Raw genomic sequence first — 21,471 nt, 5'->3', positions numbered from 1 at the left:
AATTTCCTGAATTAATTTAAGCGCCCGGCAATTTCTCCATACAGTCTACACATTCAGTCAATAAAGACTCGACAATGTCAGTCCACAATAGTTATTCGGAGTTAAACCGTCTTCCGTTTAACGTGGTAAATACCCTCGACGCGTAAAGGCTTTCTGAATTTGGTTGAGATAATGAACATGGAACTTTCGAAATACTTCTCTCCTAAAAAAATCGGCATATTTTCTCTCTTCCTGCTGCTATCGTGGGGATTACTTTATACCTGGCTGGTACTGATGCATAAAATGGATGAAAAAGTCGCCGCAACGCTACCCTCTTCCCCCATTATCTATGGCTGCATTGCCCTGTCGGTTGTCTCTCTGATAATACAAAACAAAGCAGGCGCGTTCACAGAATTACTTCTCATCGCCTTCTGGCTAATGGTGATTTTTGTTTATCTCATTATTACGTTCACTGTGCTGCTGAACGCTACGCCAGATTTTAACGATCTGGTGTTTTACTATGAGTGTTATTTAATTCTCTTTTTTGGCGGTTCACCGCTGTACCTCATCATGAGAATGATTTAAACAACCGCGCTGTTTAGCTCCACACTCTCTCCACAAACCGCCCATGTCCGCTAAACAGGCGGGTTGTAGACTCTCCATTACACCATTTTGAACAAAAATAACTCACTGAAATAGCCACATACCCGTTACCCATAATGATGAACCTTACTAATAACCGTCGTTCTCCTCAGGGGTATCGGCAAGTGCGTATCAACCGACGACGAAATTCACGTATCTGGAAGTTAAATTAATGCCTCATTTTTTTATTGAACGCCCCGTTTTCGCCTGGGTAGTGGCGCTTTTTATCGTCCTGGCGGGGGTATTGTCTATCCCCCGGCTGCCGGTTGCGCAGTATCCGGCGGTGGCACCGCCTGGGATCATTATTTCTGTCACCTACCCGGGCGCCAGCCCCGATATTATGAATACGTCGGTGGTGTCGTTAATTGAGCGCGAAATATCTGGCGTCGATAATTTGCTCTACTTCGAATCGTCCAGTGACACAACCGGTTCTGCGTCTATTACCGTGACGTTTAAGCCCGGCACGGACATCAAGCTGGCGCAGATGGACCTTCAGAACCAGATCAAAATTGTGGAACCGCGTTTGCCACAGGCGGTCAGGCAAAATGGTATCAACGTCGAGGCGGCCAATTCCGGATTTTTAATGATGGTGGGGCTGAAGTCCGCAACCGGTAAATTTGAGGAAGCCGATTTAAGCGATTATTTTGCCCGGCACGTCAGTGACGAGCTTCGCCGCGTACCTGGGGTGGGGAAAATTCAGCTGTTTGGTGGCGAAAAAGCGCTGCGCATCTGGCTGGACCCGATGAAGCTTCATAGCTACGGACTTTCGGTGAGCGATGTTCTTACCGCTGTTGGCCAGCAAAATGCCCTGGTTTCGCCCGGCAAAACGGGAGATGAACCGGCATCTGAAGGGCAAGGCGTAACGTATCCGATCACCGTGAAGGGGCAGCTCACTTCCGTAGAGGCTTTCAGGAATATTACCCTGAAATCAGAGGCGTCCGGCGCAAGGCTGAAGCTGTCCGACGTCGCGCGCATTGAGTCCGGCCTGCAAAGCTACGCTTTCGGTATCCGCGAAAATGGGCTGCCCGCAACGGCTGCGGCAGTCCAGCTATCGCCTGGCGCCAATGCGATGAGCACGGCTGCAGGCGTACGCGCGCGCATCGACGAGCTTTCTCAGGTGTTGCCGGAAGGTATGACGTTTACGGTCCCCTTCGATACCGCGCCTTTTGTGAAGCTCTCCATCATGAAGGTGGTACAGACGTTTGTGGAAGCAATGGTCCTGGTCTTCCTCGTGATGCTGCTGTTTCTGCATAAGATCCGCTGTACGCTTATCCCGGCGGTTGTTGCCCCCGTCGCACTGCTTGGCACCTTCACGGTGATGCTATTGAGTGGGTACTCCATCAATATTCTGACCATGTTCGGCATGGTTCTGGCGATAGGGATTATCGTAGATGACGCCATTGTGGTTGTGGAGAACGTCGAGCGCCTGATGGAAGAAAAAAAACTCTCTCCGCGCGACGCGACCCGGGAGGCGATGAATGAAATCACGCCGGCAATTATCGGGATCACGCTGGTGCTTACCGCCGTCTTTATTCCCATGGGTTTCGCCGAAGGATCCGTCGGGATTATTTATCGACAATTTTGTATTTCCATGGCGGTATCCATACTGTTGTCGGCATTTCTTGCCCTCACGCTTACCCCCGCGCTTTGCGCGACGCTACTTAAGCCTCACAGCGCAGCAAAGCACGGCGGTGGCAGGTTCGCGGCAGGGTTTAACGCCCGCTTTCGTACCCTCACGACGTGGTACGAATCCGGGCTGGGCGCGGTACTCAGACGAACCGGGCGTATGCTGCTGCTGTACGTTGCGCTTTGTGCCGCGCTGTTTTTGGGGCTTTCTTCGCTGCCCTCGTCCTTTCTTCCGGATGAAGATCAGGGCTATTTTATGTCCTCAATTCAGCTGCCTTCCGACGCCACCATGCAGCGCACCCTGAAAGTGGTTAAAAAATTTGAAGAGGAAATTGCGGCCCGGCCGGATATTGAAAGCAACATTATGATCCTGGGATTTGGTTTTTCAGGATCGGGCCCGAACTCGGCCATGGCCTTCACCACGCTGAAGGACTGGAAGGATCGGCAGGGTTCGACCGCGCAGAATGAAGCCGACCATATACAGGCCAGCATGGCTAACGTCTCAGATGGCGTCACGATGAGCCTTCTCCCGCCGGCCATTTCGGATATGGGCACCTCCTCAGGCTTCACCTGGTACGTACAGGACAGGGCGGGACTGGGCTATGAGGCGTTAAAGAGAGCGGCCGATGCGCTGGTTTTGAAGGCTAATCAACGTCCTGAACTGAGTGACGTGTATATAGACGGTCTGCCGGAAGGAACGAGCCTGGCCCTTCACGTTGACCGGGAAAAAGCGGAAGCACTGGGCGTTTCATTTGATGAAATCAACCAGACGCTCTCGGTCACCATGGGGTCGAACTACGTTAATGACTACACGAACAACGGCCGCGTTCAGCAGGTCATCATTCAGGCCGATGCCCCTTACCGCATGCAGCCTGAGCAGATCCTGAAATTATCGGTAAAAAACCGTATGGGGCAGATGGTGCCAGTATCTACGTTTGCGACGCTTTCCTGGAACGTTGCGCCGCAGCAGTTGACGCGTTATCAGGGATATTCTGCTATCCGCATTACCGGCAGTGCGGCCCCGGGCACATCCAGCGGTACCGCAATGAAGGTTATGGAGACGTTGTCACGAGATTTACCGCAGGGGATGGCCGGCGAGTGGGCCGGGAGTTCATTGCAGGAGAGAAAATCTGAATCTCAGCTCCCGGGTCTGATCGTTCTGTCGATACTGGTCGTGTTCATGGTGCTCGCCGCCCTGTATGAGAGCTGGTCAATCCCCTTTGCGGTAATGCTGGTCGTTCCCCTGGGGCTGATCGGTGCGGTGGCTGCCGTGTTCGTTGCGGGCATGACGAATGATGTCTTCTTTAAGGTCGGTCTTATCACCCTGATAGGCCTGTCTGCCAAGAACGCCATTCTGATTGTCGAGTTTGCAAGGCAGCTCCGCCGGGAAGGACACCCCCTGCTGGCTGCAACGATAAAGGCCGCAAGCCAGCGTCTGCGCCCTATTCTGATGACTTCGTTAGCCTTTACGTTAGGGGTGGTGCCACTGATGCTGGCGCGTGGCGCGAGTGACAGCACGCAGCACGCTATCGGCACCGGAGTGTTTGGCGGCATGATTAGCGGCACGCTTCTCGCGATCTTCTTCGTCCCGGTATTCTTTATTGTCGTTGCGCGTTTCGTTGAAAACGACAGGAAAGCGTGAATACCGCTGACGGATCGCGGATCCTTGCTGGTTGGATGAGGCGAAGCTGCTGCCGGGTGATATACTGGACGAATGCTGAAATTTTGAGCCCTCGCCAGCCCGCGCCTCACCTTTTGGGGCATTCGTCTTCGGAGATCGGCGAGAAATATCGTGACACAGGGGGCCGTGAGTGGGCTATAATTTCGAGCTAATTTCGAATGATTTTGAAATACTGCCTGTAACGCTATGAATTACAAGGCAAAATAAGCAATGAATATAAGGATTAAAGCTATGGGTTTTCTTTCCGGTAAGCGCATTCTGGTGACTGGCGTTGCCAGCAAACTGTCCATCGCATACGGCATCGCACAGGCAATGCATCGCGAAGGCGCTGAGCTGGCGTTCACCTACCAGAACGACAAGCTGAAAGGCCGTGTTGAAGAGTTTGCCGCGCAGCTGGGTTCCAGCATCGTTCTGGAATGTGACGTTGCACAAGACGAAAGCATCGACGGCATGTTTGCTGAACTGGCAAAAGCATGGCCGAAATTCGACGGTTTCGTTCACTCCATCGGCTTCGCTCCTGGCGACCAGCTGGACGGCGACTACGTGAACGCGGTTACCCGTGATGGCTTTAAAATCGCGCACGACATCAGCTCCTACAGCTTCGTTGCAATGGCGAAATCTTGCCGCGCAATGCTGAACCCTGGCGCAGCGCTGCTGACCCTGTCCTACCTGGGCGCAGAGCGTGCTATCCCTAACTACAACGTTATGGGCCTGGCGAAAGCATCTCTGGAAGCCAACGTCCGCTACATGGCGAATGCAATGGGTCCAGAAGGCGTGCGCGTTAACGCCATCTCTGCTGGCCCTATCCGCACCCTGGCGGCGTCCGGCATCAAAGATTTCCGTAAAATGCTGGCACACTGCGAAGCGGTTACTCCGATTCGTCGTACCGTTACCATTGAAGATGTGGGTAACTCTGCTGCATTCCTGTGCTCTGACCTTTCCGCAGGTATCTCCGGCGAAGTGGTTCACGTTGACGGCGGCTTCAACATCGCTGCAATGAACGAGCTGGAAATTAAATAAGCTGTGGCTCTCTTCCCGCACGGGAAGAGAGCTTTCCCCCTCCGCACTCCCCCCTTCGTTATTCCGTTCTGCTATTTGTTATCACCTAACAATATTTTTCCCTTTATCTGCCTTACGCCAGGATATTGATCGCCATTTTGAGATCAAGGAACGCCCATGGAACAACGCCGTTTTTCCGGCAAAGGCCACTGGTATCACGAAACCCAGTCAAACCACGCGCAGCCGGAAGTGCTGCCCCTGGTGCCCGAAGCCGCTAACGTCGACGATCGTTTTTTGCTCGATTTAGCCCTGCCAGATGAGATTGTTGCCGCCTGTACCGGCTGGCTTGCTCCTGCCAGATCCTTATGCCACCAGCTGTTCCCGCTCTCACTTCCCGTAAACCGCCTTCGAACGCTCAGCGCCTACGATCGGTTAAGCACCGCGTTGACGGTGGCGCAGGCCTGCGGCGTTCAGCGGCTGTGCAACCACTACGCCGCCCTCCTCGCCCCGCTGCCGGGTCCTGACTCCTCTCGCGAAAGTAACCGACGGCTGGCGGAAATCACGCAGTACGCCCGCCAGCTCGCCAGCTCGCCTGACGTCATTGATGATAAGGCGCGAAACCAGCTTGATGAGGTAGGTCTGTCTGTCTATGACATAGTGGTGATTAACCAGATAATCGGCTTTATCGGTTTTCAGGCGCGCGTGGTCGCCGTCTTTCAGGCGCTGCTTGGCCATCCCGTCCGCTGGCTGCCGGGCCATCATATTCAGCCGCACACCCTGCCGGCGTCCTCCGACGCGTGGAGGGCGCTTCTGCCCGTGGTCGAGCTTCGCTATGCCAGTACGCATCAGCTTGAGTCCCTCTCCCGCTGGCAGGCAGAGCCCGCGCTTGAGGCGCTGACGCCGGTCCTGTGTCATGAACCGACCTTGCTCGACCTGACGGGTGAGATCCTGATAAACAGCCGGGATACGATTTCGCTTCCTTCGCCGGCGCTTGCGGCAGCAGCTGAATTGCTGACACGCTCGCCGGACCGCTTCAGCGCCGCACAATTTACCCCGCTCACGGAAGAAGGACTTACTGCCGTTCAGGCGATCAACCTGCTGAGCCAATGCGCGCTGGAGGGCTGGCTCAATCGATTAAAAGTCGCGTCCGGCAAAGCGGAATAACCACACGCTTTCCCCAAAGAGCGCTTGCTGTAGCAGTGAGAATCGCGTAAAACTGTCAGCCGCTCAATGGCTACGAAAATAGAACATTATGTTTCAGGACAACCCGCTGCTAGCGCAGCTTAAACAGCAACTGCATTCCCAAACGCCGCGTGCAGAAGGGGTCGTGAAAGCCACGGAAAAGGGCTTTGGCTTCCTTGAAGTTGACGCGCAGAAAAGCTACTTCATTCCGCCACCGCAGATGAAGAAAGTGATGCATGGCGATCGCGTCATGGCCGTCATCCATACCGAGAAGGAACGTGAATCTGCCGAGCCGGAAGAACTGATCGAACCGTTCCTGACCCGCTTTGTGGGCAAAGTGCAGAGAAAGGACGATCGTTTATCTGTCGTGCCGGATCACCCCCTGCTGAAAGATGCCATTCCCTGCCGCGCCGCCCGCGGCGTTGAGCATGATTTTAAAGAAGGTGACTGGGCCGTGGCAGAAATGCGCCGTCATCCTCTGAAAGGCGACCGCGGTTTCTATGCTGAACTGACCCAGTTCATCACCTTTGGCGACGACCATTTCGTCCCGTGGTGGGTCACGCTGGCGCGCCATAATCTTGAAAAAGAAGCGCCGAATGGCGTTGCAACTGAGATGCAGGACGAAGGCCTGGCGCGTCGCGATCTCACCGCGCTGGAGTTTGTCACCATCGACAGCGCCAGCACAGAAGATATGGACGATGCGCTCTACGCTGAAGAGAGCGCCGATGGCAAACTGCATTTGACCGTCGCGATTGCCGATCCAACCGCCTGGATTGTAGAAGGCAGCAAGCTGGACGAAACGGCGAAAATCCGCGCGTTCACCAACTACCTGCCGGGCTTTAATATTCCGATGCTGCCGCGCGAACTGTCTGACGACCTCTGCTCGCTGCGCCCAAATGAGGTGCGCCCGGTTCTCGCCTGCCGCATGACCATTGCCGCAGATGGCACGATTGAAGACGATATCGAGTTCTTTGCCGCCACCATCGAATCCAAAGCCAAGCTGGCCTATGACAATGTCTCCGACTGGCTGGAAAACACCGGCAGCTGGAAACCTGAATCCGAGGCTATTGCGGCGCAGATTCGTCTGCTGCACCGCATCTGCCTGAACCGCGGCGAGTGGCGTAAGACTCACGCCCTGGTCTTCAAGGATCGTCCGGATTATCGTTTTGTTCTCGGTGAGAAAGGTGAAGTGCTGGATATCGTGGCCGAACCGCGACGCATTGCTAACCGCATCGTCGAAGAAGCGATGATTTCCGCTAACATCTGTGCCGCGCGCGTGCTGCGCGACAGGCTGGGCTTCGGTATTTACAACGTTCACACCGGCTTCGATCCGGCCAATACCGAAGCGCTGGCGGCCCTGCTGAAGAATCACGATGTGCATGTTGATCCGGAAGAAGTGCTGACGCTGCCGGGCTTCTGCAAGCTTCGCCGCGAGCTGGACGCTCAGCCATCCGGTTTCCTGGATAGCCGTATTCGCCGCTTCCAGTCCTTCGCGGAAATCAGCACCGAGCCAGGCCCGCACTTCGGCCTCGGTCTGGAGGCCTACGCCACCTGGACCTCCCCGATCCGTAAGTATGGCGATATGGTTAACCACCGCCTGCTGAAAGCGATTATCAAGGGCGAAACCATTGCCCGTCCACAGGACGACACGACCCTACAGATGGCCGAGCGTCGCCGTCTGAACCGCATGGCGGAACGTGACGTTGGAGACTGGCTGTACGCGCGCTTCCTGCAGAATAAAGCCGGTACCGATACCCGCTTCGCGGCGGAGATTATTGATATCAGCCGCGGGGGAATGCGCATACGTCTGGTGGATAACGGTGCGGTCGCCTTTATCCCTGCCCCGTTCCTGCACGCCGTTCGTGACGAACTGGTCTGCAGTCAGGAAAGCGGCACCGTGCAAATTAAAGGCGAGACGGTTTACAAAGTCACTGACGTGATTGACGTGACTATCGCTGAAGTTCGTATGGAAACCCGCAGTATTATTGCGCGCCCTGTCGCCTGATAACCTGCTCAATTGTCGGTCATTTCCCTTCGGAAAGGCCGACAATTTTTTCTCCTGCCTTTCCCGCCGCAAAAGCATCATTTTTCTTACTTTTTTCAGCCCCCGCCCGCCCAAAACAGCCATAATTATCTACAGTAAAAGAGTGCTGTCCTAATCGGTCACGTGAATTTTATCCGCTCAGCATTTTATCTGCCTGATGCGTTTCATTATAAAAAAGCAGGGAAAAACAAGACGTTCACTGCGGCTTTGCCGCTATTTTCAACGGAAAAGTCGACGACAAATGAATAATTTGTTCGCTAATGCGTCGCGGCGGGAGAAATCATGATCGACGAACTTGAGCAGAATTTGCTGTTTCGTTACATGGGTACTCACAGCCCGTGGTGGCGATTGTCGGCTGACAGCAACGCTCTGCACCTTGCCGCCAGCGAAAATGCAGACGAGACTCAGGAGATCGTACTGGACGATGAACAGGCCGCACAGATCCGTCAGCTAACGGTGATGACCTCCAGCATTTCCCTAAACCTCTCTCTTTACGGCGAACAGGTTCCCATTCATCTTGTCGGACGCAAAATCACACGAAACGAGTGGGCAGGAACGGCTTCCGCCTGGAACGATACGCCCTCCGTGGCGCGCGATCTGGCTCAGGGACTCTCCTTCGCAGAACAGGTTGTTTCTGAAGCGAATTCCGTCATTGTTATTCTCGATCAAAACGGCAATATCCAGCGTTTTAACCGCCTGAGCGAAGAGTATACCGGTCTGAAAGAACACGAAGTCATTGGTCAGAACGTGTTTGAACTGTTCATGAGCCGCAGCGAAGCGGCAGCCTCGAAGCGCAACATTGCAGGTTTCTTTCGCAACGGCAGCTCCTACGAAGTCGAACGCTGGATCAAAACGCGGAAAGGGCAACGCTTATTTCTGTTCAGAAATAAATTCGTTCACAGCGGCAGCGGCAAAAATGAAATTTTCCTTATCTGTTCCGGGACCGACATTACCGAAGAGCGGCGGGCGCAGGAGCGCCTGCGCGTGCTGGCCAATACCGATACCATCACCGGCCTGCCCAACCGCAATGCGATCCATGAGTTGATTTCAGACGCCATCAGTAGCCGTGGCGATACGCAGGTTGGCGTGGTGTACCTCGACCTGGATAACTTCAAAAAGGTTAACGATGCCTACGGGCATATGTTCGGCGATCAGCTGCTGCAGGCGGTTGCACTTGCCCTTCTGAGTTGTCTGGATGAGGGGCAGGTTTTAGCGCGGCTCGGCGGCGATGAGTTTATCGTTATGGCCACCAATACCTCCCAGGGCTCGCTGGAAGCGATGGCGTCGCGTATTCTGACCCGCCTGCGCCAGCCGTTCAGAATCGGTCTGATTGAGGTTTACACCGGTTGCTCCCTGGGGATCGCCCTCGCGCCGCAGCACGGAAACGATCGGGAAAGCGTGATTCGCAATGCCGACATCGCCATGTATACCGCCAAGGAGAACGGCCGTGGCAAATTCTGCGTCTTCTCCCCCGAGATGAACCAGCGCGTGTTTGAGTATCTGTGGCTGGACACCAACCTGCGTAAAGCCCTGGATAACGATCAGCTCCTGATCCACTACCAGCCGAAAATGACCTGGCGCGGCGAAGTCAGAAGCCTTGAAGCGCTGGTCCGCTGGCAGTCGCCCGAGCGCGGTCTGATCCCCCCTCTGGAATTTATCTCTTACGCCGAGGAGTCCGGTTTGATTGTGCCGCTGGGCCGCTGGGTGATGCTTGATGTGGTTCGCCAGGTGGCAAAATGGCGTGACAAGGGAATTAACCTGCGCGTGGCCGTGAACGTCTCTGCACGTCAGCTGGCCGACCAGACGATTTTCAGCGAGTTAAAGCAGGCGCTGAAGGATCTGCATTTTGAGTACTGCCCTATCGACGTTGAGTTAACCGAAAGCTGTCTTATCGAAAACGAAGAGCTGGCGCTCTCGGTGATCCAGCAATTCAGCCAGCTCGGGGCACAAATTCATCTGGACGATTTCGGTACCGGCTACTCCTCTCTCTCCCAGCTGGCGCGTTTTCCTATCGATGCCATTAAGCTCGATCAGGCTTTTGTCAGGGATATTCACAAGCACTCTGTCTCCCAGTCTCTGGTACGCGCCATTGTCGCAGTGGCGCAGGCGTTAAACCTGCAGGTGATTGCCGAAGGGGTGGAGAGCGCAAAAGAAGACGCCTTTCTGACCAAGAACGGCGTCAACGAACGGCAGGGTTTTCTTTTTGCTAAGCCGATGCCCGCTGCCGCATTCGAGCGCTGGCTAAAACGATATCAAGCGCGACAGCAGCGTTAGAGCCATACAGCGGTTCACTTTCGTTTATGTAATTTCGTTATGGCGTTTTTTCCCTTCTCTTTTGAACCTATTTTCTGCATCATTGAAATTATTAACTTTTCGCTCCTGGGGAGAGATGATGTCTACTATTGATCCACAAGCTGTAGCACAACGTATTGATACCGTGCTGGATATCCTGGTGGCGGGTGATTATCACTCTGCGATCCGTAATCTCGAGATCCTGAAGTCTGAACTTCTCGCTCAGGATGGCGCTGACAACGCTCCCGAAAACCGACAGCCTAAAGCGCCGTGGGAAGTCTAATCCCACTGACTCAGACCTCGTTTCGCTTTATTAATTGGATGCTATGAATTCCCGACAACAACTCATTTTGCAGATGGTCATCGATCAGGGGCGCGTAAGCGTCGTTGAGCTGGCTAAAACCACCGGCGTTTCCGAAGTCACCATCCGTCAGGATCTTAATCTGCTGGAAAAACAGAGCTACCTGCGCCGTGCGCATGGCTATGCCGTGCCGCTGGACAGCGATGACGTTGAGACGCGCATGATGAATAACTACGCGCTTAAACGAGAGCTGGCAGAATTTGCCGCATCGCTGGTAAACCCTGGTGAGACGGTCTTTATTGAAAACGGCAGCAGCAACGCCCTTCTGGCACGTACGCTCGCCGAACAAAAAGACGTTACCATCATCACCGTCAGCAGCTATATCGCCCATTTACTCAAGGAGACGCGCTGTGAGGTGATTTTGCTGGGCGGCATTTACCAGAAAAAAAGTGAGAGCATGGTAGGCCCGTTAACCAGGCAGTATGTCCAGCAGGTTCATTTCAGTAAGGCGTTTATCGGTATTGACGGCTGGCAGCCTGAGACAGGCTTCACCGGCCGGGATATGATGCGAACTGACGTTGTGAATGCCGTTCTGGAAAAAGAGTGTGAAGCCATTGTGCTGACCGACAGCTCCAAATTTGGTGCCGTCCATCCTTACACCATGGGTCCAGCCTCACGCTTTAGCCGCGTAATTACCGACGAAAGGTTAAGCGACGAACATCGTAATAAACTGGAAGAAGACGGTCTCATTGTCGATATTATTAAAACGTCCGCCTGAGTCCATTTTGCGCCCGTATTCCGGGCGCATATGCCCCCTTCGTCTGAGAGGATTCCTATCCTTCCTTTAAGAGTTTTTACCTGTTTAACCTGCCGTAAAGTCGTAAAATTAATGTTAGCGATATAACAGGAAGTGACTATCACTTGCGTGATTACGTAACGCCTGCGCGACCAGCTTTCACGGAAAAAAGAATTGAGTATTCATTTTGGCTATACTTAATGTGTACATCTTTCCGTGAATCGATAATTCAGGAGAAAGTATTATGACCTTAACCAGCAAAAAATTAGCCGCCGCTGTTCTGGCAATCACTGTAGCAATGTCCCTGAGCGCGTGCTCTAACTGGTCTAAACGTGACCGTAACACCGCAATTGGCGCCGGTGCTGGTGCGCTCGGTGGTGCTGTATTAACGGATGGTAGTACGCTGGGTACATTAGGCGGCGCTGCTGTCGGTGGTATTATCGGTCACCAGGTTGGCAAATAATTATTCTATCAGCCTTCCCGTTAAGGCGATTTAGCATCGCATTTCAGGTCTGACTAACGCACGTATATAACACGAGCCACGGCAATTGCCGTGGCTTAATTATTTTAGCCGCCTGCCAGTTTAACTTTCATGCCTTTGGCTTCAAGGAGCGATTTAATTAAATCACGTTTATCACCCTGAATTTCGATAATGCCGTCCTTCACGGCGCCGCCGCAGCCACATTTCTTCTTCAACTCGGCTGCCAGCTTGTTCAGCTCCGCATCATCAAGATCAATCCCGGAGATCAGGCAGACCCCCTTTCCTTTTCGCCCGCTGGTCTGACGCTGGATACGAACAATACCGTCGCCTTTCGGACGTTCCGCTTTCGTTTTCGGTTCGTCTATACGCCCGCTCTCCGTCGAGTAGACCAGCCGGCTGTTGGAATCGGTCATTGCGCCCCCTTTTTCAGTGATGCGTTGATAGCCTTAAGCGTCTCTGCCGGGTTCGCAGACTGCGTCACCGGGCGCCCGATAACCATGTAATCCACGCCTGCAGCCAACGCCTGCTCAGGCGTCATAATGCGTCGCTGATCGCCCACGTCGCTGCCAGCAGGACGAATGCCTGGCGTGACCAGCTTAAACGCATTGCCCAGTTCTGACTTGAAACGCACGGCTTCCTGAGCGGAGCAAACGACGCCATCAAGGCCGCAATTTTGCGTCAGACGGGCCAGACGCTCGGCGTGCCCGGCAGGTGACAACGTCACGCCAAGGTCGCGCAGGTCGCTTTCGTCCATGCTTGTCAGCACGGTAACCGCAATCAGTAATGGCGCATCTTTGCCGAACGGCAGGAGCGCTTCGCGAGCGGCCGTCATCATTCTCGCCCCGCCCGAAGCGTGGACGTTGACCATCCACACGCCCAGCTCCGCAGCGGCGGCAACCGCGTGCGCCGTGGTGTTCGGGATATCATGGAATTTGAGATCGAGGAAGACATCGAAGCCGCGCTGCTGCAGATCGCGGACGATTTGCGGTCCAAACAGCGTGAACATCTCTTTACCAACTTTCAGACGACAATCGCGAGGATCGATACCGTCGACAAAGGCCAGCGCTGCGTCACGCTTATTGTAATCAAGCGCGACAACAACAGGAGAATCCGTAATAACGCGGGAAGTGGAGGAAGTAACAGACGTCATGACCAGCCCTTTTCGTCTATGGGCGCGCAGCGGCGCGGAACAGATAAACGGCCAGCATTCTACCTGCCGCCGCCCTAAATTGACAGAATCCATTTACGCGCCTGCCAGACCGGCAGGCCGCACGGTGTTGAGAAAGGGGTAAATTGATTAGTATGTTGTAACTAAAACAGAGTGTTTTAAAAAATTACTGACCGTCAAGGCCACGAATTGGCTTGATTGTGGACCAGGCCCGGCAGGATGGACAGTGCCAGTAGAGCGTATACGCGGTAAAACCACATTTCTGACAACGGTAGCGCGGTTTGCTGCGCACCTGCTCGCCAACCATGTCGCGCAGCACCATCAGGCTCTCTTTCGCGCGCCCTTCTTCCGCGTCGTTCAGGTGGTAGTCCATCAGCTTGTGGAATACGCGCATCGTGGGGTGACGCTGCAGCTGACGGGTAATATAAACCTGTGCGGTGTCGCTCCCCTCATACTGCTCAACCACGTCAGAAAGCATCAGCTCAGCGGTCGCGCCGGTATTCTCTTCCACGCAACGGCGCAGAAATGCCACCCACTCTTCCTGCTTGTCCAGCTGTTGATAGCAGGTTTGCAGCATTTCCAACGTTTCGCTGACCAGCTCTTTGTCCTGGTCAATAACCCGCAGCAGGCTTTCAACGGCTTTAGCGTAGTCGCCGCTGGCCATAAAAACGCGCCCCATCATGATAGAGATACGCGCGCTATTGCGGTCTGCGGCGGCGCCTTTCTTCAGCAGCGCCATGGCTTTATCCATGTCGTCGTTACCCATCTGCTGAAGGGCAAGCTCGCAGTAGAAATGCGCAATTTCAACGCGCTGCTTGTCTTTGCCCAGCTTCACCAGACGTTCGGCCGTATCAATGGCTTTCTGCCAGTCGCTGGTGGCCTGGTAAATCTGCAGTAACTGCTGCAACGCACCGATGCGGAAATCCGTTTCATCCACCAGCTGCGTGAACATATCTTCAGCACGATCGTACAGCCCCGCGGCCATATAGTCTCGGCCCAGCTGTTGTACCGCCAGGAGACGTTGTTCGTAGGTCAGGGAAGCGCTTTCCATCAGGGTCTGGTGGATACGGATAGCGCGGTCAACCTCGCCGCGCGAGCGGAACAGGTTGCCGAGAGTGAGGTGGGCTTCAACGGTCCCCGTATCCTCTTTCAGCATATCGAGGAACAGGTCTACCGCTTTGTCCTGCTGATTGCTCAGGAGGAAGTTCACCCCCGCAACGTAGTCGCGGGAGAGTCGGTTAGCCTCATCCTGTTTCGTTTGTTGCGCACTTCTGCGGCCCATATACCAGCCATAGGCTGCGGCTACAGGCAAAAGCAGAAACAACAACTCCAGCATAGTCGATTATTCCTTCACGACCGGCACACCTGAGCTTTCCGGAATGTCGGACGCAGGCGCAATGTTCTGTTCGAGTCGTTTAATTTTACGTTCAGCGCGCGCAAGAGAAACACGAACTTTCAACCAGAAAAGACCGCAAACCAGCCAGCCGATGGCAAAGCCTGCAGCAAATAGGACCGCCAGCAGGCTAGAGACCCGATACTCACCCTGCGCCAGCAGATAGTTAAACGTCACCTGTTGATCGTTTTGTGCACCCAATGTGACTGAAATGACAAAAATCGCCAATACCAGTAAGAAAATGAGTAAATATTTCACATTACTTCCCGTTATGTGGTTCAAGCGAATAAAGTGTGTTCAACTTACCGCAATCAGCCTTATAAACTACCATTTTAGCGACGGGCGCGAAACGGAAAAAGTAACGCGCACGTCATGGATTTATGGGCAAAATGCACAATATCAACCGTCAGGCGTCGCTTTGCTCCCTTTCGGCGATCTCTTCTTTCTCTTCAGGCGGTGGCGTGAGCGGGCCGCAGAATCGTTCCGCAAGCCAGGTTGCCAGCGTCACCAGCATCCAGGAGATCAGCGTAGCGACCACCAGATCCCGCGGCCAGTGCATCCCCAGCAGCAAGCGGCTGCCCATCACCCCAGTTGCCCAAACCAGTAAAATCACGATGGTCACCGTGCGGCGTCGAGGCCAAAGCAGCCCGACCCCCAGCAGCGCCCAGCTGGCTGCAAACATCGTATGGCCGGAAGGAAACGCAAACCCCGTCTCTTTTTGCCAGTGCTTACGCAGGAATTTTGGAATATCTTCCTGTTCCGCAAGCTGCTCTTTCACCAGCGCGCCGCGATCTTTACGCTTTAAATTGTAGAACTCATCCACCGGAACATGGTGCGCTTTTTCCAGCCAGACGACAAAAGGTCTTGGCTCCTGAACGTGATCCTTAACCCAGGACTTCACGCCCTGTCCAATAACGATCGCGCCCCCGAGGATAGCAAAGAGCATCAGCGCCGCGCGCAGTCGAAAGCGCAGGCACCACAAGAACCAGCCGCAGAGGATGACGTGGGTAATAATTCCCCACGGCTGCGTGACCGTTTCCGTTACCCAGTATAACGTTTTCAGCCACGTGGCATTCTGCCCCGGCTGCCACATCCAGCCGGAGACCCACACGGCCAAAGGCATAATCAGTAAAATGGCCGCGCCTGCTGCCGTACGTCTGGCGATTGAAAGCATGTCTTCTCCTTTTTCGCTAAGCCTCACAATCATAACTGAAATTCATTAGATGGGTGGATATGTCGGATCGTGCGTTTAACGTTCATATAGCATGGCGCCCATTAGGCGAACGTGCTGAGCTTGTGGCAAAATGGACAAATACAGAAAGCAAAACAGGCGCAAGGCACGAAACGTGTCAGCCTACTCTGGAGAATCACATGCAGCTTAAACGTGTGGCAGAAGCCAAACTGCCAACCCCATGGGGCGATTTCCTGATGGTGGGGTTTGAAGAACTGGCAACTGGACAGGATCATGTCGCGCTGGTCTACGGCGACATTTCAGGGCAGACGCCGGTGCTGTCCCGCGTCCATTCAGAGTGTCTGACCGGCGACGCGTTGTTCAGCCTGCGCTGTGATTGCGGTTTCCAGCTCGAAGCTGCCCTTACCCATATTGCCGAAGAAGGCCGCGGCGTGCTGCTCTATCACCGTCAGGAAGGTCGTAACATTGGTCTGCTGAATAAAATCCGCGCTTACGCGCTGCAGGACCAGGGCTACGATACGGTGGAAGCCAACCACCAGCTCGGTTTTGCCGCCGATGAGCGTGACTTCACCCTCTGCGCCGATATGTTCAAGCTGCTGGGCGTGGACGAGGTTCGCCTGCTGACCAATAACCCCAAAAAGGTGGAAATCCTCACCGAAGCCGGGATCAACATCGTCGAGCGCGTACCGCTGATTGTCGGCCGCAACCCGAAAAACGCCCACTATCTTGATACCAAAGCGGCCAAGATGGGCCATCTTCTGAAAGAGTAAAAGTACAAAGCCCGGCACAGATGCCGGGCTTTTTTATCAATCCAGCATTTTACGAATCACATAATGTAAAATGCCGTCGTTCTGGTAGTAGGTCAGTTCGGTTGCGGTATCAATACGACACCGGCATTCCAGTACCTCGCTTTTCCCGTCCGCTCGCGTAAGCTTCACCGGCACCGTTTTACCCGGCTGCAGGTTTTGCAGGCCGCTAATATCAATCTGCTCTTCCCCGGTCAGGCCCAGCGTTTTACGCGTGACGCCCTGCGGGAACTCAAGCGGCAGGATCCCCATGCCGATCAGGTTCGAGCGGTGAATACGTTCGAACGACTCGGCAATGACCACGCGGACGCCCAGCAGTCGCGGCCCTTTTGCCGCCCAGTCTCGGCTGGAGCCGGAACCGTACTCTTTCCCGGCGATGACCGCCAGCGGCGTACCTTCCTGCTGATATTTGACGGCTGCGTCATAAATCGACACGACTTCCGTCCCCGGAAGATGGCGCGTCATCCCCCCTTCCACGCCCGGAACCATTTCGTTACGAATGCGGATGTTGGCAAACGTCCCGCGCATCATCACTTCATGGTTACCGCGGCGCGATCCGTAGGAGTTAAAATCGCGGCGCTCCACGCCCCGGCTTTGCAGATAACGGCCTGCAGGGCTGTCGGCTTTGATGCTCCCCGCCGGGGAGATATGGTCCGTGGTGACGGAATCCCCCAGCATCGCCAGTATGCGCGCCCCATGAATATCCTGAAGCGGTGCAGGCTCGGCCAGCATCTCATCAAAGAACGGCGACAGGCGGATATAGGTGGAGTCGTCCTGCCAGTCATAGGTGTCCGAGCCCACAACGTTGATGGCTTTCCATTCCGGTGTGCCTTCAAATACTTCCGCATACTCTTTGCGGAACATCTCGGTGGAGACCTTTTCAACGGCCATCGCAATTTCACGCGAGGACGGCCAGATATCCTTCAGATAGACCGGCTCATTCCTGCGGTCGTGACCAATGGGATCGGTCGCCAGGTTAATATTCATGTTCCCGGCCAGCGCGTAGGCCACCACCAGCGGCGGCGAAGCGAGCCAGTTGGTTTTCACCAGAGGATGAATACGACCTTCAAAGTTACGGTTACCGGAAAGCACTGCGCCAACCGTCAGATCGCCCTGCCTGATCGCCGTTTCAATAGGCTCAGGCAGCGGGCCGGAGTTACCGATGCAGGTGGTACAGCCGTAGCCCACGAGGTTAAAGCCCAGCTCGTCAAGATACGGCGTTAGCCTGGCCTGCGCCAGGTAATCCGATACCACTTTGGAGCCCGGCGCCAGCGAGGCCTTGACCCACGGCTGGGGTTTCAGCCCCAGCTCAACCGCTTTTTTAGCCAGCAGGCCAGCCGCCATCAGTACGCTGGGATTCGAGGTGTTGGTGCAGGAGGTAATGGCGGCAATGACAACCGCGCCGTCCGGGAGCTGATACTGATGTCCGTTCAGAACATAGTCGATTGGGCGATGGTCCTTCTTCGCCACGTTGACTTCCAGCTCATTGCTGGCGGCAAACGCTTTTGGCACGTCGCTTAACGCCACGCGATCCTGCGGGCGTTTCGGACCGGCGAGACTCGCCTCAACGCTTCCCATGTCGAGCGCAAGCGTGCTGGTAAATACCGGCTCATCGCCCGGATTGCGCCACATGCCCTGCGCTTTGGTGTACGCCTCCACCAGCGCCACCTGCTCTTCGCTGCGTCCGCTCAGGCGCATGTACTCCAGCGTGACGTCATCAATGGGGAAAAATCCGCAGGTTGCGCCATATTCTGGCGCCATGTTGGCGATGGTCGCGCGGTCAGCCAGCGGCAGCGAATCCAGCCCGTCACCGTAAAATTCTACGAATTTGCCCACCACGCCATGCTTACGCAGCATCTGGGTAACGGTGAGCACCAGATCGGTGGCGGTAATGCCTTCAGACAGCTTCCCGGTGAGCTTAAAGCCGACGACATCAGGGATAAGCATGGAGACCGGCTGACCGAGCATGGCGGCTTCCGCTTCGATACCGCCGACACCCCACCCCAGCACGCCGAGGCCGTTAATCATGGTGGTATGGGAATCGGTGCCCACCAGCGTGTCCGGATAAGCCACCCACTCTTTGTCCTGCAATTCACTCCAGACGGCTTTACCAAGATATTCAAGGTTAACCTGGTGACAAATACCGGTGCCGGGTGGAACCACGCTAAAGCGGCTGAACGCCCGCTGGCCCCACTTCAGGAAGACGTAACGCTCGTGGTTTCGCTCCATCTCGAGACGCACGTTCTCGCCAAAGGCATCGTCATCACCGAAGTGGTCAACGGTTACCGAGTGGTCAATCACGAGGTCGACGGGAGAAAGCGGGTTCACTTTAGCCGTATCGCCGCCGAGACGTTTGACCGCCTCACGCATGGCGGCGAGATCCACCACGGCAGGAACGCCGGTGAAGTCCTGCATCAGGACCCTTGCCGGGCGGTAGGCAATTTCTCTGTCGGCATGGGCATTCTTAAGCCATCCCGCCAGCGCCTGAATATCGTCGAGGGTAACGGAGTCTCCGTCCTGCCAGCGCAGGAGGTTTTCCAGCAAAACTTTCAAGGACTTGGGTAAACGCGAAATGTCCCCAAGCGTTCTGGCAGCCAGCGGCAGGCTATAGTAGTGCCAGGTTTTATTTTCTGCCTGTAATGTGTCCTTACTGGCTTCGCGTAGGGTTAACGACATAAGCTCCTCCTTAATTACAGAGATGTCCTGACAATCATCAGGGCCGTAATTAAAGATAACACAAAGATGTCGTAACGTTTTGATAACAACCCGAATTGATAAATTTAGGAATGGTCCAGAAGAGAGTAAAACAAAAAACCCCGCCGCAGCGAGGTTTTATCATTTAGTGGACGGCCAGCCAGATGAGCTGACTCCAGAACAGAATCGACAGGGTAAAAACGCCGATCCATGACCAGTATTTTTGAGACATCATGTTATTCATCATAGGGACACCAGGCATTATTTATTAAACATTCCGAGGCAGGTCCTCGTGCTATATTGCTGATGTGTATTTATTAAAGAGTACAAAGGTGCATAGTCTTTATTCAGACTAACTGCATCATTACGCAATAAACTAAATTATTGTTTTTTGGGTTCGTCTTCCGCGAACACATCAATAAAAGCTTGCTGCTGCGGCGTCAGTTTCCAGGATGCCGGCACTGCTGTCGCAGGCGCTTTGCGTCCTTTGTGAACAGTGTCATGATGCTGACACATCCGTTTTGCCGTTTCTGTACGTACCGTCACTGCCATATTCAACCCCAATATTTCCAGGCCAGGAGAGCAACCATCACCCAGAACAGGGCGGAAACGAGAAAGACCGCCAGCCAGGCTTTACGCTTGAGCGCAGGATCCCTTTGCGGTTCTTCACTTCCTGAAGGCATTGCTAACCTCATACAATCGATATCGCTTATCATTTAGGACCAAACAATTGGTACAATTAATCATCTGTTGAGATAAATCCTAAAGAAACTTTAGCCGAAAAGCCAGTGAATTTACGCATCAAGAGGCATGAAATATTCAATCTTTTGACCAGAAATAAATATTTGAAAAGAAAAATTTGCGTAGCCGTTAATTAGTTTCTATTTTTGTCGCCAATTCACGACAATAAAACCACACAAATTAAAAGGATAATGACAATATATGGCAGGGGAAGTGCAGATGATGATAATTCTAATTTAGCTTTAAGCGGATATTTCGGTATCTTTCCAACAGGGAAAGATACCGGGTGTGATTATTTTTCGGGGAGTTTGATATCTTTAAACATCTCTTCAATATCTTCATTTGAGCGTAATGCCACGGCGGTATCCACCACGTCACGCGTTAAATGCGGGGCAAAGCGCTGAATAAAATCATACATATAGCTTCGCAGGAAGGTACTGCGACGGAAGCCTATTTTGGTCGTGCTATGGCTGAAAATATCATGTGCATCAAGACGCACCAGGTCAGGGTCTGACACCGGGTCCACCGCCATGCTGGCGATCACCCCTACCCCCAGACCAAGCCGTACATAGGTCTTTATGACGTCGGCATCGGTGGCGGTAAAGACAATCCGCGGCGTTAGCCCGGCCCGGTTGAAGGCGGTATCAAGCTCAGAACGTCCGGTGAAGCCAAACGTGTAGGTGACCAGAGGATATTGCGCCAGCTCTTCGATCGTCACCGACCCTTTTCCCGCCAGCGGATGATCCGGGGTCACCACAATGGAGCGGTTCCAGTGATAGCACGGCAGCATGACCAGATCGTCATACAGATGAAGCGCTTCCGTCGCGATGGCAAAATCTGCATTGCCCTTCGACACCGCCTCAGCAATTTGCGTTGGCGACCCCTGGTGCATATGCAGGGAGACGCGCGGATAACGCTCGATAAAGCCCTTGATAACGCCCGGGAGGGCGTAGCGCGCCTGGGTGTGCGTCGTGGCAATATACAGCGAGCCTTTATCCGGCCAGGTATGTTCCCCCGCCACAGACTTGATCGCATCGACTTTGGAGAGGACTTCCCGCGCAATACGGATAATTTCCTGTCCCGCTGGCGTCACCTGGGTAAGGTGTTTACCGCTGCGGGCGAAAATCTGAATACCTAATTCATCCTCCAGCATGCGAACCTGCTTGCTGATGCCCGGTTGCGAGGTATATAGCCCCTCGGCGGTGGAAGAGACATTAAGGTTGTGATTCACCACCTCAACGATATAACGAAGCTGCTGTAATTTCATGCCAGACCATCCGATTTAGCGCACGCGGTCAATCGCTTAAGACGATTTGATAATAAGAAAAGGGTTAACTATAACCACTATATCATTTATAGCCTGACTGTATAGTACGGAACAAAAAATAATAATAAGGTAATAAAAAAGGGCCGGAAGTCCGGCCCTTTTACAGGTAAGTAACGGTCAGGAAAGA

At 54.0% G+C, this 21,471-nt stretch carries 20 protein-coding genes; 10 read left to right on the top strand and 10 right to left on the bottom strand.

Annotated elements, in window-relative coordinates; genetic code table 11:
• The first annotated feature begins 177 nt into the window (after nucleotides 1-177).
• The 9 genes from crrC (at nucleotide 178) to osmB (ending at nucleotide 12,005) form a co-directional block, all read left to right on the top strand.
• Nucleotides 178-564 carry a colistin resistant protein CrrC gene (crrC, locus tag OSH03_RS00220; protein ID WP_266177906.1) on the top strand — a complete coding sequence of 129 codons (387 nt, stop codon included), beginning with the start codon at nucleotides 178-180 and terminating at the stop codon, nucleotides 562-564.
• Nucleotides 565-793: 229 nt separating this feature from the next.
• Nucleotides 794-3,889: a multidrug efflux RND transporter permease subunit gene (locus tag OSH03_RS00215; RefSeq protein WP_266177905.1), complete on the top strand. Its 3,096-nt coding sequence runs from the start codon at nucleotides 794-796 to the stop codon at nucleotides 3,887-3,889.
• 270 nt (nucleotides 3,890-4,159) lie between these two features.
• A complete protein-coding gene (fabI, locus tag OSH03_RS00210) occupies nucleotides 4,160-4,948 on the top strand; it encodes an enoyl-ACP reductase FabI (RefSeq protein ID WP_003856831.1) in 789 nt (262 codons plus the stop codon).
• 156 nt (nucleotides 4,949-5,104) lie between these two features.
• Complete coding sequence (locus OSH03_RS00205) at nucleotides 5,105-6,091, top strand: CMD domain-containing protein (RefSeq protein WP_061098006.1); 987 nt, start codon at nucleotides 5,105-5,107, stop codon at nucleotides 6,089-6,091.
• Nucleotides 6,092-6,179: 88 nt separating this feature from the next.
• Nucleotides 6,180-8,114 (top strand): exoribonuclease II, encoded by a 1,935-nt coding sequence (locus tag OSH03_RS00200; RefSeq protein WP_266177904.1) that lies wholly within the window; start codon nucleotides 6,180-6,182, stop codon nucleotides 8,112-8,114.
• A 321-nt stretch (nucleotides 8,115-8,435) separates the two neighbouring features.
• Entirely contained in the window at nucleotides 8,436-10,427 is a 1,992-nt protein-coding gene (pdeR, locus tag OSH03_RS00195) for a cyclic di-GMP phosphodiesterase (protein WP_061098004.1), read from the top strand.
• Between the two features lie 118 nt (nucleotides 10,428-10,545).
• A complete protein-coding gene (locus OSH03_RS00190) occupies nucleotides 10,546-10,728 on the top strand; it encodes a YciZ family protein (protein WP_041909652.1) in 183 nt (60 codons plus the stop codon).
• Between the two features lie 43 nt (nucleotides 10,729-10,771).
• Entirely contained in the window at nucleotides 10,772-11,524 is a 753-nt protein-coding gene (gene yciT, locus OSH03_RS00185) for a DNA-binding transcriptional regulator YciT (protein ID WP_253542213.1), read from the top strand.
• A gap of 262 nt (nucleotides 11,525-11,786) precedes the next feature.
• Nucleotides 11,787-12,005: an osmotically-inducible lipoprotein OsmB gene (osmB, locus tag OSH03_RS00180; RefSeq protein ID WP_008501216.1), complete on the top strand. Its 219-nt coding sequence runs from the start codon at nucleotides 11,787-11,789 to the stop codon at nucleotides 12,003-12,005.
• Nucleotides 12,006-12,109: 104 nt separating this feature from the next.
• On the opposite strand, the gene yciH is transcribed toward osmB, so the two are convergent.
• From yciH to pgpB, 5 genes are all read right to left on the bottom strand, one after another.
• On the bottom strand, nucleotides 12,110-12,436 hold the full coding sequence (gene yciH, locus OSH03_RS00175) for a stress response translation initiation inhibitor YciH (protein ID WP_045630534.1): 327 nt from the start codon (nucleotides 12,434-12,436) through the stop codon (nucleotides 12,110-12,112).
• Complete coding sequence (pyrF, locus tag OSH03_RS00170; protein WP_253542216.1) at nucleotides 12,433-13,173, bottom strand: orotidine-5'-phosphate decarboxylase; 741 nt, start codon at nucleotides 13,171-13,173, stop codon at nucleotides 12,433-12,435. Before pyrF ends, yciH begins: the two co-directional genes overlap by 4 nt.
• Nucleotides 13,174-13,357: 184 nt before the next feature.
• Nucleotides 13,358-14,527, bottom strand: coding sequence for a lipopolysaccharide assembly protein LapB (lapB, locus tag OSH03_RS00165; RefSeq protein ID WP_151413139.1), 1,170 nt, complete (start codon nucleotides 14,525-14,527; stop codon nucleotides 13,358-13,360).
• A 6-nt stretch (nucleotides 14,528-14,533) separates the two neighbouring features.
• Nucleotides 14,534-14,842 (bottom strand): LapA family protein, encoded by a 309-nt coding sequence (locus OSH03_RS00160; RefSeq protein WP_061098000.1) that lies wholly within the window; start codon nucleotides 14,840-14,842, stop codon nucleotides 14,534-14,536.
• 148 nt (nucleotides 14,843-14,990) lie between these two features.
• Entirely contained in the window at nucleotides 14,991-15,758 is a 768-nt protein-coding gene (gene pgpB / locus OSH03_RS00155; protein WP_266177903.1) for a phosphatidylglycerophosphatase B, read from the bottom strand.
• 197 nt (nucleotides 15,759-15,955) lie between these two features.
• On the opposite strand from pgpB, the gene ribA reads away from it, so the two are divergent.
• Nucleotides 15,956-16,546 carry a GTP cyclohydrolase II gene (gene ribA, locus OSH03_RS00150; protein ID WP_028013401.1) on the top strand — a complete coding sequence of 197 codons (591 nt, stop codon included), beginning with the start codon at nucleotides 15,956-15,958 and terminating at the stop codon, nucleotides 16,544-16,546.
• 36 nt (nucleotides 16,547-16,582) lie between these two features.
• Here ribA and acnA read toward each other — a convergent pair whose 3' ends face one another.
• The 5 genes from acnA to cysB all read right to left on the bottom strand — a co-directional run bounded on the left by acnA (nucleotide 16,583) and on the right by cysB (nucleotide 21,284).
• The gene (acnA, locus tag OSH03_RS00145; RefSeq protein ID WP_266177902.1) at nucleotides 16,583-19,258 is read right to left on the bottom strand and encodes an aconitate hydratase AcnA; all 2,676 of its coding nucleotides are present in this window, start codon (nucleotides 19,256-19,258) and stop codon (nucleotides 16,583-16,585) included.
• A gap of 163 nt (nucleotides 19,259-19,421) precedes the next feature.
• Nucleotides 19,422-19,520: a small membrane protein YmiC gene (gene ymiC, locus OSH03_RS00140; RefSeq protein WP_032644994.1), complete on the bottom strand. Its 99-nt coding sequence runs from the start codon at nucleotides 19,518-19,520 to the stop codon at nucleotides 19,422-19,424.
• 137 nt (nucleotides 19,521-19,657) lie between these two features.
• A complete protein-coding gene (locus tag OSH03_RS00135; protein ID WP_032644881.1) occupies nucleotides 19,658-19,828 on the bottom strand; it encodes a hypothetical protein in 171 nt (56 codons plus the stop codon).
• A 2-nt stretch (nucleotides 19,829-19,830) separates the two neighbouring features.
• Nucleotides 19,831-19,971 (bottom strand): YmiA family putative membrane protein, encoded by a 141-nt coding sequence (locus OSH03_RS00130; RefSeq protein WP_213743510.1) that lies wholly within the window; start codon nucleotides 19,969-19,971, stop codon nucleotides 19,831-19,833.
• Nucleotides 19,972-20,309: 338 nt separating this feature from the next.
• Complete coding sequence (cysB, locus tag OSH03_RS00125) at nucleotides 20,310-21,284, bottom strand: HTH-type transcriptional regulator CysB (protein ID WP_061097998.1); 975 nt, start codon at nucleotides 21,282-21,284, stop codon at nucleotides 20,310-20,312.
• Between the last annotated feature and the right edge of the window lie 187 nt (nucleotides 21,285-21,471).

Source organism: Enterobacter nematophilus (genome assembly GCF_026344075.1).
Taxonomy (GTDB): Bacteria; Pseudomonadota; Gammaproteobacteria; order Enterobacterales; family Enterobacteriaceae; genus Enterobacter; species Enterobacter nematophilus.
Note: the sequence above shows the minus strand (reverse complement) of the source record. Positions and strands in the feature narration are given on the sequence as shown.

Coding starts and splice junctions, on each gene's coding strand:
- pdeR (WP_061098004.1), top strand. CDS start 8,436: ATGATCGACGAACTTGAGCAGAATTTGCTGTTTCGTTACATGGGTACT.
- lapB (WP_151413139.1), bottom strand. CDS start 14,527: ATGCTGGAGTTGTTGTTTCTGCTTTTGCCTGTAGCCGCAGCCTATGGC.
- OSH03_RS00190 (WP_041909652.1), top strand. CDS start 10,546: ATGTCTACTATTGATCCACAAGCTGTAGCACAACGTATTGATACCGTG.
- OSH03_RS00130 (WP_213743510.1), bottom strand. CDS start 19,971: ATGAGGTTAGCAATGCCTTCAGGAAGTGAAGAACCGCAAAGGGATCCT.
- yciH (WP_045630534.1), bottom strand. CDS start 12,436: ATGACCGATTCCAACAGCCGGCTGGTCTACTCGACGGAGAGCGGGCGT.
- OSH03_RS00205 (WP_061098006.1), top strand. CDS start 5,105: ATGGAACAACGCCGTTTTTCCGGCAAAGGCCACTGGTATCACGAAACC.
- yciT (WP_253542213.1), top strand. CDS start 10,772: ATGAATTCCCGACAACAACTCATTTTGCAGATGGTCATCGATCAGGGG.
- OSH03_RS00135 (WP_032644881.1), bottom strand. CDS start 19,828: ATGGCAGTGACGGTACGTACAGAAACGGCAAAACGGATGTGTCAGCAT.
- fabI (WP_003856831.1), top strand. CDS start 4,160: ATGGGTTTTCTTTCCGGTAAGCGCATTCTGGTGACTGGCGTTGCCAGC.
- crrC (WP_266177906.1), top strand. CDS start 178: ATGGAACTTTCGAAATACTTCTCTCCTAAAAAAATCGGCATATTTTCT.
- pyrF (WP_253542216.1), bottom strand. CDS start 13,173: ATGACGTCTGTTACTTCCTCCACTTCCCGCGTTATTACGGATTCTCCT.
- ymiC (WP_032644994.1), bottom strand. CDS start 19,520: ATGAATAACATGATGTCTCAAAAATACTGGTCATGGATCGGCGTTTTT.
- OSH03_RS00215 (WP_266177905.1), top strand. CDS start 794: ATGCCTCATTTTTTTATTGAACGCCCCGTTTTCGCCTGGGTAGTGGCG.
- osmB (WP_008501216.1), top strand. CDS start 11,787: ATGACCTTAACCAGCAAAAAATTAGCCGCCGCTGTTCTGGCAATCACT.
- acnA (WP_266177902.1), bottom strand. CDS start 19,258: ATGTCGTTAACCCTACGCGAAGCCAGTAAGGACACATTACAGGCAGAA.
- pgpB (WP_266177903.1), bottom strand. CDS start 15,758: ATGCTTTCAATCGCCAGACGTACGGCAGCAGGCGCGGCCATTTTACTG.
- cysB (WP_061097998.1), bottom strand. CDS start 21,284: ATGAAATTACAGCAGCTTCGTTATATCGTTGAGGTGGTGAATCACAAC.
- OSH03_RS00200 (WP_266177904.1), top strand. CDS start 6,180: ATGTTTCAGGACAACCCGCTGCTAGCGCAGCTTAAACAGCAACTGCAT.
- ribA (WP_028013401.1), top strand. CDS start 15,956: ATGCAGCTTAAACGTGTGGCAGAAGCCAAACTGCCAACCCCATGGGGC.